The organism is Aster yellows witches'-broom phytoplasma AYWB (assembly GCF_000012225.1).
Taxonomy (GTDB): Bacteria; Bacillota_I; Bacilli_A; order Acholeplasmatales; family Acholeplasmataceae; genus Phytoplasma.
This window is the reverse complement of the sequence record NC_007716.1, coordinates 331,995-348,775: the sequence shown is the minus strand read 5'-3', so window position 1 is coordinate 348,775 and position 16,781 is coordinate 331,995. Positions and strand designations below refer to the sequence as shown.

The following is a 16,781-nucleotide window of genomic DNA, read 5'->3' as shown; positions in this document are numbered from 1 at the left end:
AAATGAATATTAAATAAATTATTTTATTTATTTTTTTTAACTGCTCAAGCTAAATTTTTTTGAATGTTTCTGTAATTAAAAAGATTTAAGGAGGATATCTATATTTTTTTAGTTTGGCAAGTTTGGTTTTTGCTATTGTTATCAAATCAAAAAAATTATTATAAAAATTAGCCATTCATTATGCTTTCTAAAGAAAAAGGAATTTTTAATAAACTTGTTATTTTAAAGTTTTTTGTTTTTAATTTTTGGTATAGAATTATTGTGAATTTTTCATAATTATTTATAGATGCGCTATCAAAAAAAAATAAAAAAAGACCTTTCAATTAGAAAGGTCTTTAAAAAATTATTTATTATTTGGGTAGTTTTTAAATTCAATTAGGTAATAAGTTTTTTATACATTTGTAATTGTCGATATATTTGATCTAATAATTTATTGTTGAATTTATGTTGTTTTTCATCGTTTAAATTGCAGAATTGTTTGGTAATTTCTATTGCCTCATCGATTATAATGGCGTGAGAAATGTTTGTTTCTAACAATTCATAAGTAGCTAGGCGAATGATTGCTCTGTCTACTTTGTTAAGGCGATTTATTTTATAATCATATAAACTTTTGGTAATAATTTCATCAATAAATTTAAGCTTAGTAATAATTTTTTGAAAAAAAGTAAAAATGGGATTGGTATTTGTTTGTGACAAAGTCAAATTATTTTGGTAAAAATCATATTGATATAATAATTTCATCAATTCAATTCGTAATAAACGCGATTCTTTTTTATTTGGAGGACGTTTCATGGTAAATTATTTTAATGCTTGAGTGAGGTTATTTTTTACTTTTTCCCAGTTTAATACACTAAAAAAAGCTTCAATATAATCAACTCTACGATTTTGATAACTTAAATAATAAGCATGCTCCCAAACATCTAGGCCTAAAAGAGGAGTTCCTTGGTTTAGAACTACATCTTGATTAGGAGTAAAAGTAATTGAAAGTTTTTTTTGTGGGGTTAATACAAGCCAAGCCCAACCACTTCCAAAAATGGTTTTAGCAGTGTTAGCAAATTTGTCTTTGAAAGTTTCTAAAGAACCAAATTCACAGACAATCATTTCTTTTAATAATCCTTGAGGAGTGTTGCCATTATTTACTTTTAAAATTGTCCAAAAAAAAGAATGATTAAAATGTCCGCCTCCATTGTTTCTAACTGTTTGTCTGATATCTTGTGGTACTAACGATAAATCAGTTAGCATTTGTTCCAAAGATAAATTTAGTTGAGGGTGTTTTTGGAGAGCATCATTGAGGTTGTTAATGTATTTTTGATGGTGTTTGAGATGGTGTAATTGCATAGTTTGGGTGTCAAAAAAAGGTTCTAAAGCGTTATAATGATAAAGAATAGAAGGTAGAGTAAAGTTCATTTGTTTGCTCCTTTAATGGTTGATGAAAAGATTTTTTGAGGTAGTGTGTTGGAATGGGGGTTTGAATTGTGATAAAACGGAATAAGAACACTGTCTACAATTATAACAAACGATGTTTTTTGTCTTTTATGTTTTTTTATCCAATTTATTTTTTCGCGCATTTGGTATTTTGAGTAATAGTTATTGAGACTTAACTTCTAAAGCTTTAAGTCCTGCTAAATTTAGCAATCCCCAAGGTTTATTGAAATGGGGTTGGAAGAAAAAGTCAACAAAAGCAAGTTGTTCTACTGTCATTTGGTTTTGTATACAAACACTTAAAGTATTCATTTTTTCAGTTAAATCAACGCGAGAAACAATTTGTCCTCCTAAAATTTTGCGAGTGTCTTTATCAAAAACAAGTTTTAACATTACAGCATCATAATCAGGCATAAATTCAGGTCTGTTAGCATCTTTGATTGTAACAGTGCCATAGTTTTTACCTAAGTTTTTAGCTACATTTTCAGTAATTCCTGTTGAAGAAATGCTCAAATCAATAATTTTAATACCGCTTGTTCCTTGGGTTCCTAAATATTTTATGCAAGGTTTTTTAATATTAAGTCCTACAAGTGTTCCCATTCTGATAGCATTAGTTGCTAAAGGCATATATTTTACTTCTTGGGTAGGATTGTAATAAACGTTAACACAGTCGCCACAAGCATAAACATCAGGGTCTGAAGTTTGCATATATTCGTTAACAACTAAAGCACCATTAAAGGATGTTTCGAGATGATGAGCAAATAATTGGGTGTTAGGTTTAAAACTGATACACATAATTACCATTTCGGTCTCAAAGGTGTTTTTATCAGTTTTTACGTGAGTCACTAAACCATCTTTAGTTTTGAATCCTGCTATTTTTTGTCCTAATGCTAGTGTAACTCCGTGGTCAGTTAAGGTTTTCTGAGCTACATCTGTAAATTCTTTGTCTAAATATTTAAACATAATTCTATCTTCTGCATCTACTAAAACTACTTCTTTTTTTTGTACCGCGAATGATTCAGCTAATTCAATTCCGATATAGCCAGCACCTACTATTGTGATTTTATTAACATTTTTGCTGTAATTAATAATATCTTTGGCATGATCAAAGTTTTTAGACATTAAAACATTTTTACAATCAATTCCTTTAATAGGAGGAATAACAGGCCAAGAACCAGTAGCAATTACTAATTTATCGTATTTTTCTTTAAACTGTTTGCCGGTTTCTAAACTTTGAACTAAAACTTCTTTTTTGTCAAAATCTAGTTTTAATACTTCATGTTTAAGTTTGGTACAAACATCCATACTTACCAGTTCATCAGGATTTGAATAAAAAAGCCCTAGACTGTCTTTGATAACTCCTCCAACATACAAGGCAATTCCACAAGAAAGAAAAGAGATATTATCGTTTCTTTCATATACAACAACATCAGCTTGGGGATTGTTTTTTTTAATTGTTTTTACTGCAGCGGTTCCTGCATGAGTACAACCAACAACGATAACTTTCATATTTTTGTTATTAACTCCTTTGGATTTTTTCTTTGTTTTTTTTATTTAAGTTTATTTTTACTATACACTTTTTAATTATACCTAAAAAACACCCCACAAAATAAATAAAATCAAGGGATAATCAAAAAACGAATTTGATTATGGAGCGCTATTGTAGCAATTTTTTTACAATAACAAGAGTTAAGGCGTAATTATCAGTGTGAGTGATGGAAATTAAAATGGGGTTGGAAAAAGTGTCGCATGTATTGTTTTTCACATAAGGAGCTCCGTTTTTGTCGTTAAGAATAGACCAGTTGCAATAGTTTTGGCAAGTAGGATTGATTTTTGAGGGTTTTTGAAAAGCTTTAAAAAGAGCTTCTTTAGAAGCCCATCTTCCTGCTAAAAAGGTAAGTTGGCTTTGGGTATTTGGTATGGTTTGATAAATTTGGTGTTCTTCTGAGGATAAAATCCTTGCTGCTAAAATGTCTTTACCTATTTTTTTAATTTTTTTAATTTCAACTAAATCTATGCCAATATTTTCCATATTCATTTTTTTTCCTTATATGGTGCCAAAGTTTGGGCAGTTTCGATTTCACAAGCTATTTTTTTGATTTTTTGAAAATAATAATTTAATCCTGATTTGGTGATTTGTTGCTTGTGTTTGTGATAATATTTTTGAGTTAATTCTTGCAAACTTGCGTCGTGGTTTTTTTTTCTTAATAACATGATTTGCAATAATTTGGGTTCAAGGTTGGGAAGTTGTTTTTTGCTTTTGAGATTTTTTATATTTGTATTTTTGGGTTTGAGGTTTGGGGTTTGAAAGTATTTTTCAATCAAATTAATTTGTTTTAATTGTAAATTGGCAGAAGTAAGAATTTTTTTTTCATTTGAGATTTCAAAATTAATAGAGGATTTAATAATGTGGTTTAAGTCTTTTTGAATTATTGTTTTTTCGTACTGAAAAACCATTTCCAAAGCGCCAATTAACCTTAAGAAATCAATAATCATTTGAGATTCTTTTAAATAAACTAAAAAACCTTTTTTGTGATTAATTTGTTTGGCATTAAGACCAAAATGAAGCATCAACGTTTTAATTAATTCAATTTTATTGCTGTCTTTGTGAAAAAATTCTAAATGATAATTAGTTTTTTTAGGATCGTTTACAAAACCTATGCATAAAAAAATACCTCTTAAAAATGCTTTTTTGGATTTTTGGCTTTTGATCAAAGGTAAAAAAACGCTTGAATTTTGAGTAAAAAAATGATGTTTTTCTAAAATTAAGGGGATGTCTTTTTCAATTCCTACATGAATGCTTTTTAAATGCGGTAAATTATATTCTTTGCTAGTCATCAAAAAAGAGTTAGTATCAGGATAAAAAGTTTTGATTAAAATCAGAAAACGCCTAGCAATTTTGATGCTTTTGGTTTGGAACCACAATAAAGTTTTTTGGTGGTTTTTTTCTAATTCACAGCCAAAATGTAATAAAGCTGTCAATTCAAAAAAATTTTCTATGTGCAAGAATTTTTGACAAGCAATTTCTTCTTTGATTTTAATGTTAAAAGACATTGGAACCTTCTTGGATTTGTTTTTATTTGTTTTATGGTTTGAGTTTTGGGAAAAATAACGGTAATTTTTTTATGATTTAATTTGGTTATTTTCTATAATTTGTTGTAATTCTTTTTCTTCGATAATAGGAATTTGGAGTTTTTGGGCTTTGGTTAATTTAGAACCAGCATTGATGCCAACTATTAAATAATTGGTTTTCAAAGATAAACTGTTAGTTATAATTGCTCCCATTTGTTCTAAGATTTGTTGGATTTGAAGGCGGGAATATTTTTGTAGAGTTCCTGTTAAAACAATTTTTTTGTTGGTAAAAATATTTTGGGTAGTTGGTTTTTGGGAGTTAGTACTTTGAAAAGAAACTCCTAGTTTTTTGAGTTTGGTGACTTCTTCTAAATTACAAGAATTGGAAAAATATTGTTGGATGCTTTGAGCAATTTTGATTCCTATTTCTCTTATTTGAGTAATTGTGTCTGATGTGGATTGTTGGAGATTTTCGATAGTTTGAAAATATTTTGCCAAAACTTGAGAGACTTTTTTACCAATATGTTTGATGCCTAAAGCAAACAAAACATCTTCAAATCCCTTTTGCTTGCTTGCTTCGATTGCATCCAAAATGTTAGTAATTTTTTTAGCGCCAAAGCCTGAAATTTCTTGTAAAATATGCTGGTGGTTTTTCAATAAATAAAGGTCAGAAGGTTTAGTAATTAGATTTTTATCAAAAAAAGTAATGATGGTTTGTTCTCCTAAAACATTGATATCCATAGCATTTTTAGATACAAAATGAATGAGTTTTTGGATTTTTTGCTCGCGACAATTTGGATTGAGGCAAAAATAATCAATTCCGCCTGGTTGTTTTTCTAAAATTGTTTTACAAGAAGGACATTTTTCGATCATTAAAGTGGGTTTTTGCAAATCAGTTCTTTTGCTTTTGATAACTTCTAAAATTTCAGGAATAACCGAGCCTGCTTTATGAACTATGACATGGTCTTTTATTCTGATATCTTTTTTGCAAATGTAGTCATAATTGTGTAAAAACACTTTTGAGACCAAACTTCCATCTACCATAACAGGCATAATTTCACAAACTGGAGTTATAACACCAGTGCGTCCCACTTGAAAAATGATGTTTTGAATTATGCTTTGGCTTGTGATAGTTGCAAATTTGTAAGCAGTTGCCCATCTGGGAGCTTTGGCAGTGGCACCTATTAAAGAATGAAAGACAAGCTCGTTAATTTTAATGACAATGCCATCAGTATCGTAGGTAAGTTGCTCCTTAATGGATTTGTATTTTTCAATTACACTAAGCAAATTTTCAAAATTAGAGACGAAATAATGATGGGGGTTTGTGGCAAATCCTAAAGCAGTTAAAAAAACCAAAGTCTCTTTTTGGGTGGGTTTGGTCAAATAAGGATCTGCAATACCATAAACAAAAATAGATAGATTCCTTTTAGCCACTACTGCCGAATTAAGTTGTCTTAAAGTTCCTGAAGCAGCATTTCTGGGATTGGAAAAAAGGGGTTTGTTTTCTTGTTTTCTTTGGGCGTTTAGTTTTTCAAAATCAGGGTGGGATAAATAAATTTCTCCTCTAACTTCTAAATCAAGGTCTTCATTTAATCTTAAAGGAATGGTTTTGATAGTCTGGGCGTTTTTGGTAACATCTTCGCCCCAAATGCCGTTTCCTCTTGTTAAAGCTCGCACTAAAATGCCTTTTTGATATTTTAAACTTATCGCTACGCCGTCAATTTTTAATTCAGTTAACAAAGAAAAAGTAGGAATTTTTTTGACAATGCGGTCATAAAAAGCTTTGAGTTCTTCAATATTAAAAACATTTGCCAAAGACATCATTGGAGTTTTGTGTTTAATGGTGCTAAATTTTTTTTCTACAAAACCACCGATTTTTAAAGTGGGGCTATAAGGAAGTTTAAATTGGGGATAGTGGTTTTCTAAATTGATTAGCTCTTTGATTAAAGCGTCGTATTGTTGGTCGCTTAAATCGGGATCACTTAAATTATAGTATTGGTAATTGGCTTTGTTGAGTTGTTTTACCAATGATTTAATTTTTTGTTTGATTGGATCACAATTTTGCATTTCTTTGCACCTTTTTATAAATAAAAGTAGTTTTTGGTTGAGAGTTTTTTAGTTGGTTTTTTTAGGTTTTAATTTAGATGTTTGTTTTTTTCAAAATATTTTGTGTTGATGCTGTTTATTTTTTGAAATTAAATTTATTTTCTGTTCCTTTAATAAGGCGTAAAATATTAGAATAATGTTTAGCTATAATAATTAAGGTAGCAAAATTGATCGAAAAGTAAAATAATTCTGGTTTTTGGATCTGGTTTTGAATTGGTACCAAAGTTCCAAAATTGTCGCAATACAAATAATTTAGCCATAAAAAAATATTAACTAAAGTGCTTGCCATAATTGAAGATAATGAAGCATAACCAAAAAGTCTTAAAAAAATAGCAAAAAAAATGATACCAGAAATGCCAATCAAAGGATTAAAAGAAGTGATAATGCCTACCGAAGTTGCAATTGCCTTGCCGCCTTTGAATTTATTGAATAAAGAAAACATGTGTCCTAAAATAGGAGATATCGCCAAAAGAGATATTTTCATTGTGAGATGAGGTTGTAAAAAAGTTTGTGTGGATGGTTCTGTTGGCCAAAATTCTGAGAAATGCAAAAAAATTGTAAGTGGCACAAATCCTTTGCAAAAATCTAACAAAAATACTAATATTCCCCATTTTTTCCCCAAAACTCTAAAAGCATTAGTTGCTCCAATATTGCCAGAACCTTTGTTGCGCAAATCTTTTTGTTGCGTCAATTTTCCGATAACTAATCCTGTAGGAATTGACCCCAAAATATAAAAAAATAAAAATAAAAATAAAAACGATAATTTTTTCATTTTGCACCTTCATTTCATTTATTGTTTCAAAAATTTATCATTTATTTAATGAGTTTTTAAGTTGTAATTATTATTTGTATTTGTTGTTAATTTAGTTTTTTGTTTTATAAAAAAATTAATAATTATATTTTTATAAAACAAAAAATTTACTATATAATTTTACCACAAAACTTACTTTTCTTTTAATATAATGAGGTTTTTGGTTGTCAAAATTAAATAAAATTGTCAGATAAAAAAAGATTGAAAATAGGGAATTGTTAAATATATTAATAAAATAAAGTTAATTTGTAACAAAGTTTATTTGTTATTTTTTTAAAAAAACATTATAATAATAAGTATGTTTTGCAATTTTCATTAAGGAGAAAATTTTTATAGTTACAAAAATTTATTGTAGAAGAAAAGTTGGAAAAACTAATATTTTGCAAGAAATAATTAAACAGCATAAAGTATTATTTCGCTTGCTTTCATAATTTTTATTTTTTCTTTATTTTCTTCGCTATTATCAATTCTGTATGAATACGAATAATCTTCACTTTCTCTTTGTTTTGTTTTATTTTGGAATCTGCAGGTCCACTAAGGAGCCTATCGTAGTTGTTGTTTTGATGATACTTAGCTAAACTCAAAAAAAACCTTTTGAAGCAAAATAAAGTAAAAAAAGGTATAACAATAATAAGGTGAGTAAAATCCAATCTAGAAAAAGAAATAAAAAAAATCAAAATAGAACATACGTGATCAAAAAGAGACAAAAAAGATGCAAAAAATCGTTATAAAAAAAATAAGATCAATTATCTCCCCAAGAAAAAGAAACATTAGAAAAAGAACTAAAAGAATAATAAACATAATAACTAAAAAAACCCTTATATAAAGATAAAAACTATTTTTTAATGAAAATAGTTTTTTATATCTTAGATTAAATTTTAATTATTTCTTTATTTGAAAAAATATAAAAAAATAGAAGCTACAGAACTCATACACAAACAAACAACAACAACCCAAGCTAATAAATTAGAAAAACTAAAGTTAAAACCTTTTTTATTTGTTTTAACATTTTTATTATCTTTGATTAATTTAATTTTATTATTATATTTATTACTTTGTTTTAAAACATTATTGTTTTGTTTTTTCTTTTTAATGTTATTCTTATTATTTTTATTTGTTTTCATTACACTATTTTCTTTCCTTAATATACGTCATTATAATTTATAATAAAGTCAAAGACTTACTTATATTTTAACTGGAAATAAGTTTTTTTCAACAATTTATTACAACAAAATTATTTTATTACTAAAATAATTCTAAATTACAAAAATACTGATATAATATATATGATTTAAGGAGGTTTTTAACTTGCAAAACTATATTCAAAAAAAAATATTACAGCTTCAATTCCAAACTTTAACTCCCATCCAAAAAGAAGTCTTTTCACAATTTGAAAAACCAGGTAATCTGGTAGGAATTGCTCCTACAGGAACAGGCAAAACTCATGCTTATCTTTTACCGATATTAAGTAAAATTGATTTTCAAAAAACATTTACTCAAGCAATTATTTTAGTACCTACCAATGATTTAGTATTTCAAGTATGGGAAATGTTTAAACAAATTGAAAAAACTAATTTTACCAAAATTCTTTACAGAGGAATGGATAAACAAAAAGCAATTACCACTTTTGAAAAAAAACAACCTCCATTAATCATTGCAACTCCCGATAAGTTATTAGAATACGCTTTTAAACTTAAAAAAATTAACTTAAAATATGTATCTTATTTAGTCCTTGATGAAGCTGATATGATGTTTGATGAATTATTTTTAAATTCACTAGACCCTTTAATTAGCCATCTTAAAGCCAAAATTTTATTATTTTCAGCTACATTTAACGAACAATTAAAGCCTTTTATTAATCGTTATTTTGGCAAATCTACTTTTATTGATGTTTATAATCAAAGTAATCTTAACCGTACTTTTTATTTATTAGAAACAACTACAAGTAAAATACAGACCTTAATTCATCTAACCAAAGTCCTTAATCCTTATTTAGCACTCATATTTGTCAATGAAAAAAAAGAACAAGAATTAGTATTTCAAACTTTACAAAATGACAGTCTCAAATTACTTAATTACAACTCTGATTTATCAGTCAAACAAAGAAAAAAAAGCCTTAAAGCTATTCATAAATTAAAATATCAGTACGTAATTGCATCAGATCTTGCAGCCAGAGGAATTGATTTTGATGCTTCTTGTGTCATCCATTACAACTTACCTTCACACCTTGAATTTTTTTTTCACAGAAGTGGTAGAACATCAAGAATGGGAAAAAAAGGTGAAATAATTGTTTTGTACGATCCCCAAGAAATTAAAGAAAAAGAAAAAATTAATAAATTAATCCAATTAGGAATTACTTTCCATAAATCCTCTTTAAGCAAAGGTGGTTTTATAAGAAATCAAAATTCAAAAATTGTTACAACTACCAAAGCTTATAAGCCAAATAAAAAAAATAAAAATATCACAAACAACCAAACTAACCAAAAAAAAAATTTCAAACAAAACAAATTTACCAAAGATTCCAATTTGGAAGCACCAAATGAAACCCAAAAAAAAGCCCAAGAAAAAAACAATAACAATAAAAAAAATAAAAGCAAACAAGTAAAACCCAATTATAAAAAAAGAATCAAAAAGAAAACCAAGCCCCAAAAACAAAAGCACTTTTTTTCAAATAAAATTTAAATCAAAAAAACAAATACAAATCACAAAAGCCATCAAAAAAATAAATTACTTAATTAAAAAAATAACTATAAGGAGCTTTTATTATGTTATTTTTAGGAAGCCATGTTGCCATGAAAAAACCACATAATTTTCAAGGATCCATCCAAACTGCCATTTCTTATGGTGCTAATGCTTTGATGGTTTATAGCGGTGCTCCACAAAATACGATAAGAAGCAAAACCGAAGAATTAAAAATTAAAGAAGCTTTAAAAATTGCCCAAAACAACAATTTATCTTTAAATAATTTGGTAGGACACGCTCCTTATATTATAAATCTTGCTAATCCCGACAAAACTAAAAGAGCTTTTGCAATTGATTTTTTATCACAAGAATTAGAACGTTTTGCAGCAATGAAAATTAATAAAATGGTTTTGCATCCAGGAAACTATCTCAAAACAAATCCCCAAGAAGGAATTAGTTTAATTGCTCAAAGTCTTGATTTAATTTTTGCAAAAACTAAACATTTAAAAACCCAAATTTCCTTAGAAACTATGGCAGGGAAAGGAACTGAAATTGGTAAAAGACTAGAAGAATTGCAACAAATAAGAACTCTAGTTAAAAACAAAACAAGAGTTTCTTTTTGTCTTGATACTTGTCATCTTTTTGATGCTGGCTATGATTTAAAAGAAAACTTAGAAGAAATTATCCAAAAGATAGATTCCATTTTAGGCTTTCAAAATGTCTCTGTAATTCATATTAACGACTCTAAAAACGAATGTAATAGTCACAAAGACCGCCACGAAAACATCGGTTTTGGCAAAATCGGTTTTGAAACTTTACTCAAAATTATCTATCATCGCGCTTTTGTTTGTATCCCTAAAATTTTAGAAACTCCCTATATCAACGAAAAAGAACCTTATAAACATGAAATTGAAATGATTAAAACCAAAAATTTTAACCCTGAATTAAAAAATTTATTTTAAAAAACACCCCAATCATTAAAACAAGTTGAAAAAAAACCAAAATCCCTTATAATTAATATTGGTGTTTATTGTTTATTAAAATATTTTCTAAAACTATTTTAGAATTTTAATATTGTTAAACATCAAAAAAAAAAAAAACAATTATTAGTGAGGTTTTGAAATCATCGATAAAAAACAAATTATAAGCAATACATTTTCTTTTTGGAATGAATTAAGTGCCAATTATCAAATGATAATTATTGCTTTCATCATTGGATTATTTTTTTTCTTTTTGCGTAGTATCATCAAAATAATTATTGGTATTATTTTATTAATTTTAATATTAAAATTTGGTTTAAAAGTTGATTTTTTAAGAAATATTAACTAAACTTTAATAAAACTAGATAAAATATTTGCTTTCCTAATTAAAAAAATAATTTATTATTTAACAACTCTTTTGCAAATTAAAGGGTTGTTTTTTTAATTTTAATTAGGAATTTCAAAATATAAAAAATGCTATAATAGTTTTATAAAATATATTTATATATCTTAAAATATCAAAAATGTTTATCAAAAAAATAACAAGAAAAAAATTAAGTAAAAAAGTTTTTAATAATTTCATTATTTTATCATTTATTATCGTCATTCAGGAATCAATTTTTATTTTAAAATCCAAAAAGAAAGGAAATGCAATCATGATTTTACAAACCACCAAAAACAAAATCCAAAATGCAATCCAAAAAGTTTTATTAGAAGAATTAGTTTTACAAGAACAACCGGAAAATGACAAATTTGATTTTTCTTTACCTTTGTTCGCTTATGCCAAAAAAATCAAAACCAATCCTCATATTATTTTTGAAAATATAAAAAAAAAAATTGTCGCAATAAACGAAATTCAAGATTTAATTTTTTTAAACGGTTTTTTAAATATCAAACTTAAAAGAGCTTCATTAGCTCACAAAATATTAATTAAAATCAACAAATTACAAACTAATTATGGTAATTCGCCCAATCAAAATCAAACCATAGTCATTGATTATTCTTCTCCTAATATTGCTAAAAACTTTTCTGTTGGTCATCTGCGTTCTACTGTTATTGGAAACGCTCTCAAAAATATTTATCAAAAATTAGGTTTTAAGGTAGTGGGCATAAATCACTTAGGAGACTGGGGAACCCAATTTGGCAAAATGATTGTAGCTTATCAAAAATGGGGTAATAAAGAAAAAACACTAAAAGACCCAATTAACGAACTACAAAAATTATATGTTTTTTTTCATCAAAAAGCTAAAACCAATCCTGAATTAAACGAACAAGCCAATTTTGCTTTTTTGCAATTAGAACAACAAAACCAAAAATATCTCGATTTGTGGAAATGGTTCCGCGAAGTTTCTTTACAAGAATTTTGCAAAATTTATGATATTTTGGGGATTTCATTTGATTTTTACTTGGGAGAATCTTTTTATAATGACAAAATTGCTCATCTTTTTGAAGAATTAGAACAAAAAAAGCTTTTAAAAGAAGAAGACAAAGTTTTACTTATAGAACTTGATAATTTACCTCCTGGCTTAGTGAAAAAAACTAATGGAAGCAACTTGTATTTAACAAGAGATCTAACTACTTTTAAATATCGTTACAACACTTTTAATTGTCAAAATATTTTATATGTTGTAGGAAACGAACAAAAACTTTACTTTAAACAATTAGCCCAAATAATTGAAAAAATGGGATACTGCGACACCAAAATAAAACACATCAATTTTGGTTTAGTTTTGATGGATGGGAAAAAAATTTCTACTAGAAATCACAAATTTACTACCTTAATTGAAGTAATTAATCAAGCTACTATTTTAGCTAAAAAAATCATCGAAGAAAAAAATCCTCATTTATCAGATATCAACCAAAATGCACGAAAAATCGCTGTAGGAGCCATCATTTTTAATGATCTTAAAAACGATAGACATCTAGATATTGATTTTAATTTAGAAACTATTTTACAATTCAAAGGACAAACAGGCCCTTATCTCCAATACACAGCAGCACGTCTAAATTCCCTTTTAAAAAAAGAAAAACTAGACATAAGCTTGATTGACAAAACCATTTATCAAAAAGGCCATTATTTTATTTTAGCAAAATTATTAGACTATTTCCCTTTAATTTTGCAAAAAGCCCAAAAAGACAATATGCCAAGCATTTTGGCAAGATACACGTTAAAAATAACTCAAAATGTTAACTTTTTATATTCACAAGAAAAGATTTTAACAGATGATAAGACCACTACAAACACTAATCTTTTATTGATCCAAGCAGTTTTTATTACTCTTAAAGAAAGTTTAAGAATTTTAGGAGTTCCTTTTTTAGAAAATATGTAGTAATTTTTTTTAAAAAAAAAAATCATAAAACAATTAAATCCCAAAGAAAAGTCTGCAAAGACTTTTTTTATTTTGTTACAAATAAATATTTTGGTTTGGAAAAAACAAAAAAATCAACACAAAACTAAAAAACTAAAAAAGAAAAACCAGACAACGACCCAATAATTAAAAGAAGGAAGTGATTATTTTCATTAATAAAAAACATTTTTTTAAAAACATTTGCCAAAATACCAATAAAACCCAAATATTGAAAATTACTATATTATTAATTAGTTTTTTATTTTTAATATGGTTGAATTTATCAACATTTGGATATTTTCATATAAAAAAACATTTTAAAAAGAAAATCATTTTAAAAGTAGGAGTTAACAACAATTCTGCTCCTAATGTTTTTAAAGTTTTAGAGCCAAATAAGGGAGCCCAAAAAGCTGTAAATGGCGAATATATAGCAGGTTTTGATATTGATTTAATAAACAATATATCAGAAGAATTAAAAAAAATAGACAAATTTAAAGATTTAGAATTAGAATTTCATGTCTTTGATTTTGCAGGACTTCTTAATGCCTTAGAGCAAGAAACAATTGACATCGCAGTTTCGTCTTTGAGTATTACAGACAAAAGAAAAGAAAAATACGATGTTTCTAAAACCTATATGCAAACTGGAACTAGCATGGTAGTAAAAAACAACAAAAGATTTGATGATTTATTTGATGATTTAAGAAACAAACAAAACAAAAAAAATATCAAAGAAATAAAAATAAATTATAATGAATTTTGCCAAAAATTAAAAGTTTTAGGAAAAGAAAAACCCATTAAATTTATAACATTTCTAAATACTGTCGCAATCCCAGTAATTGAAAAAATCAAATCAGATACCAATAAAGAAAAAGAATATGTAATCAAAAATAACGAATTAACAAGTTCGCCTGCATGTTTTACTGATGTTTTACAAGGAAAATCAGATATATTTATAACAGATAATTGTTTAGCTAGATGGGCTTGCGAAATAAATCAAGATTTGACATATTTTGATGTGTATTCTGATAACTTAGAACATTCTACTTGTCCCCAAGGTTTAGGAATATTTTTACCTAAAAAAAATGATGAAGATAGAAGAATGACAAATTTACAAAAAGACATAAATAAAGCGTTGTTAGAATTGAATTTAGTTGAAAAAGATGAAAAAGGCGAATTCCAAGACATCATAGACTTAAAGAAAAAAATTCATGAATTAAAAGAAACTAGCAAAGAAGTTAATGTAGAAGATCAAAAGAAAATAGAAAAACAAATTACAAACATAGAAAAACAAGTAAAAGAAAGACTAGATAAAGTTTTTGATGAAAACAAAGAAACAATTGAACTACCAATAAAAAACATTTTCATCCAAGCCCAAAAAACCATTCCATCTTATCTAGAAGGACTCAAAACTACTTTAATTTTAGCCATTGATAGTCTTATTATTGGTTTTTTATTAGCTATTGTATGCACTTTAATTAAAAATATTAAATTAGATTCTCACAAAAATAATTTATTGATGGTTGCTATAATAAAAATGATAAATACTTCCATAAATACTTTGTTTTTTGTCTTAAAGGGCATTCCTGTAGCCGCTCAAGCAATGCTTATTTATTACAGCATTACCTTTCTTTTTAAAGGAAGTTCAAATCCTTTACACGCAGGAATTTTTGTTTTGATGCTAAATTCTTTAGCAAGTATTACAATGATTTTAATGCAAAATATTAAATTCTTAGATAAAGGACAAATTGAGGCATCCCATTCTTTGGGGATGAATCAAAAGCAAGTTTTTTTCTTTATTGTCTTTCCTCAAACTTTAAAAAGATCAGTGCCTTTTATTTTCCAACAACTAATCACAAACATTAAGGATAGTTCTTTTTTTGCCATTATAGGAATTACCGAACTTTCTTGGCAAGCTCAAAGCAATATGGGCTCTACCTTTAATCCGATTCTTCCTTTTGTGATGATATCTTTTTTTTATTTAATAATTATTAGTATGACTGGTTTTTTAAGCAAAATTTTAGAAAAAAATATTAACAAATTGAAAAAATAAAAGAAAAAGAATAGAAAAGGAAGTGAACAATTTCATTAATTTTATTAATAAAAACTCATTTTTAAAAAATATTTTCCAAAAAGAAAACAATATAAAAATATTCAAAATTATTACATTATCAATTAGTTCTATATTTTTAATATGGTTACATTTTTCAGTATTTGGATGGCATTTTTCAACTAAAACAAAAAACCAAATAGACAATCAAATAAAAACATTAGAAGGCGAATCAGAAACAAGATTAAAAAGAGTTTTTGGCAACAACAAAGACATACTTTCTAAAAATACTACTTGGTATCAAATCAAAGAAACTTTTCCATCTTATCTAGAAGGCCTCAAAACTACTTTAATTTTAGCCATTGACAGTCTTATTATTGGCTTTTTATTAGCAACTTTATATATTTTAATTAAAAACTCTCAATCCAATAATAAAATAATATCTAACATTAATAAAGGAATAACTTATTTTTTAGATACTTTATTTTTTATTTTAAAAGGAATTCCTGTAGCTGCCCAAGCAATGCTTGTTTTTTATGGTATTGGCTATCTTTGCAAAGATCTTTTTGAAATTAAACGTTTATATGCAGGGCTTTTTGTTTTAGTAATTAATTCTTTAGCAAACATTACTGTAATTTTAATGCAAAATATTAAATTCTTAGATAAAGGACAAATTGAAGCCGCTCATTCTTTGGGGATGAAAAAAAAGCAAGTTTTTTTCTCTATTGTCTTTCCTCAAACTTTAAAAAGATCAGTACCTTTTATTGTCCAACAATTCATAACAAACATTAAAGATAGTTCTTTTTTTGCCATTATAGGAATTACCGAACTTTCTTGGCAAGCGCAAAGCAATATGGGCTCTACCTTTAATCCGATTCTTCCTTTTGTGATGATATCTTTTTTTTATTTAAGCATCATTAGTATTGCTAATTTATTAAACAAAATATTTAATAAAAATATCATTTATAAATAAATAATTTTCCAAAGATTTAACAACTAAACTTGATAAAAGGCCATTAGCTAATGTGGTCTTTTTTGGGTGGCACATACGTGTAAATATTATTTTGGTTTATGATTTTAATGAAAAAAAATAAAAATCAAAATAAAACTTGATATAATATATAAGTATGATATTTTTATCATTTAAAAAAAACAAAAGCTGATGTGGCGGAATGGTAGACGCACTTGACTCAAAATCAAGCGAGCAATACTCATGTCGGTTCGAGTCCGACCATCAGTACCATTAATTTATTTTTATTTATAATTACATCTATGAAAAAAAATAAAACAAATAAAAATTACATGAATTTCAT

The 16,781-nt window shown here is 26.7% G+C and carries 13 protein-coding genes and 1 tRNA gene; 6 read left to right on the top strand and 8 right to left on the bottom strand.

Translation table 11 applies throughout. The features are described from left to right. Positions 1–375 precede the first annotated feature (375 nt). The 8 genes from AYWB_RS01600 to AYWB_RS01565 form a co-directional block, all read right to left on the bottom strand. Positions 376–792 (bottom strand): transcription antitermination factor NusB, encoded by a 417-nt coding sequence (locus AYWB_RS01600; RefSeq protein ID WP_011412608.1) that lies wholly within the window; start codon positions 790–792, stop codon positions 376–378. A gap of 6 nt (positions 793–798) precedes the next feature. Beyond that, on the bottom strand, positions 799–1,407 hold the full coding sequence (locus AYWB_RS01595) for a superoxide dismutase (RefSeq protein ID WP_011412607.1): 609 nt from the start codon (positions 1,405–1,407) through the stop codon (positions 799–801). Between the two features lie 180 nt (positions 1,408–1,587). Next, positions 1,588–2,931 (bottom strand): FAD-dependent oxidoreductase, encoded by a 1,344-nt coding sequence (locus AYWB_RS01590; RefSeq protein ID WP_011412605.1) that lies wholly within the window; start codon positions 2,929–2,931, stop codon positions 1,588–1,590. Between the two features lie 148 nt (positions 2,932–3,079). After that, positions 3,080–3,454, bottom strand: a complete 375-nt coding sequence (gene acpS / locus AYWB_RS01585; RefSeq protein ID WP_041640010.1) for a holo-ACP synthase — start codon at positions 3,452–3,454, stop codon at positions 3,080–3,082. A 2-nt stretch (positions 3,455–3,456) separates the two neighbouring features. Then, positions 3,457–4,476: a DNA-binding protein WhiA gene (whiA, locus tag AYWB_RS01580; RefSeq protein WP_011412603.1), complete on the bottom strand. Its 1,020-nt coding sequence runs from the start codon at positions 4,474–4,476 to the stop codon at positions 3,457–3,459. 69 nt (positions 4,477–4,545) lie between these two features. Next, entirely contained in the window at positions 4,546–6,561 is a 2,016-nt protein-coding gene (ligA, locus tag AYWB_RS01575) for an NAD-dependent DNA ligase LigA (RefSeq protein ID WP_011412602.1), read from the bottom strand. Between the two features lie 115 nt (positions 6,562–6,676). Then, positions 6,677–7,372: a glycerol-3-phosphate 1-O-acyltransferase PlsY gene (gene plsY, locus AYWB_RS01570; protein WP_011412601.1), complete on the bottom strand. Its 696-nt coding sequence runs from the start codon at positions 7,370–7,372 to the stop codon at positions 6,677–6,679. Between the two features lie 929 nt (positions 7,373–8,301). Further along, positions 8,302–8,535, bottom strand: coding sequence for a hypothetical protein (locus AYWB_RS01565; RefSeq protein ID WP_041639835.1), 234 nt, complete (start codon positions 8,533–8,535; stop codon positions 8,302–8,304). A gap of 184 nt (positions 8,536–8,719) precedes the next feature. Between AYWB_RS01565 and AYWB_RS01560 the strand changes: the two genes are divergently transcribed. From AYWB_RS01560 to AYWB_RS01535, 6 genes are all read left to right on the top strand, one after another. Continuing rightward, the gene (locus AYWB_RS01560; RefSeq protein ID WP_011412599.1) at positions 8,720–10,093 is read left to right on the top strand and encodes a DEAD/DEAH box helicase; all 1,374 of its coding nucleotides are present in this window, start codon (positions 8,720–8,722) and stop codon (positions 10,091–10,093) included. Positions 10,094–10,176: 83 nt separating this feature from the next. Next, positions 10,177–11,055 carry a deoxyribonuclease IV gene (locus AYWB_RS01555; protein WP_011412598.1) on the top strand — a complete coding sequence of 293 codons (879 nt, stop codon included), beginning with the start codon at positions 10,177–10,179 and terminating at the stop codon, positions 11,053–11,055. 674 nt (positions 11,056–11,729) lie between these two features. Beyond that, on the top strand, positions 11,730–13,403 hold the full coding sequence (argS, locus tag AYWB_RS01550) for an arginine--tRNA ligase (RefSeq protein WP_041639833.1): 1,674 nt from the start codon (positions 11,730–11,732) through the stop codon (positions 13,401–13,403). A 178-nt stretch (positions 13,404–13,581) separates the two neighbouring features. Then, complete coding sequence (locus tag AYWB_RS01545; RefSeq protein WP_011412596.1) at positions 13,582–15,471, top strand: ABC transporter substrate-binding protein/permease; 1,890 nt, start codon at positions 13,582–13,584, stop codon at positions 15,469–15,471. A gap of 22 nt (positions 15,472–15,493) precedes the next feature. Further along, a complete protein-coding gene (locus AYWB_RS01540) occupies positions 15,494–16,441 on the top strand; it encodes an ABC transporter permease subunit (RefSeq protein ID WP_011412595.1) in 948 nt (315 codons plus the stop codon). Between the two features lie 185 nt (positions 16,442–16,626). After that, positions 16,627–16,711, top strand: a tRNA-Leu gene (locus AYWB_RS01535). The last annotated feature ends 70 nt before the right edge of the window (positions 16,712–16,781 follow it).

Excerpts from the sequence above, each read along its gene's own strand:
- AYWB_RS01600 (WP_011412608.1), bottom strand. The coding sequence starts at position 792 with ATGAAACGTCCTCCAAATAAAAAAGAATCGCGTTTATTACGAATTGAA.
- AYWB_RS01555 (WP_011412598.1), top strand. The coding sequence starts at position 10,177 with ATGTTATTTTTAGGAAGCCATGTTGCCATGAAAAAACCACATAATTTT.
- AYWB_RS01595 (WP_011412607.1), bottom strand. The coding sequence starts at position 1,407 with ATGAACTTTACTCTACCTTCTATTCTTTATCATTATAACGCTTTAGAA.
- plsY (WP_011412601.1), bottom strand. The coding sequence starts at position 7,372 with ATGAAAAAATTATCGTTTTTATTTTTATTTTTATTTTTTTATATTTTG.
- ligA (WP_011412602.1), bottom strand. The coding sequence starts at position 6,561 with ATGCAAAATTGTGATCCAATCAAACAAAAAATTAAATCATTGGTAAAA.
- AYWB_RS01590 (WP_011412605.1), bottom strand. The coding sequence starts at position 2,931 with ATGAAAGTTATCGTTGTTGGTTGTACTCATGCAGGAACCGCTGCAGTA.
- AYWB_RS01565 (WP_041639835.1), bottom strand. The coding sequence starts at position 8,535 with ATGAAAACAAATAAAAATAATAAGAATAACATTAAAAAGAAAAAACAA.
- argS (WP_041639833.1), top strand. The coding sequence starts at position 11,730 with ATGATTTTACAAACCACCAAAAACAAAATCCAAAATGCAATCCAAAAA.
- whiA (WP_011412603.1), bottom strand. The coding sequence starts at position 4,476 with ATGTCTTTTAACATTAAAATCAAAGAAGAAATTGCTTGTCAAAAATTC.
- acpS (WP_041640010.1), bottom strand. The coding sequence starts at position 3,454 with ATGGAAAATATTGGCATAGATTTAGTTGAAATTAAAAAAATTAAAAAA.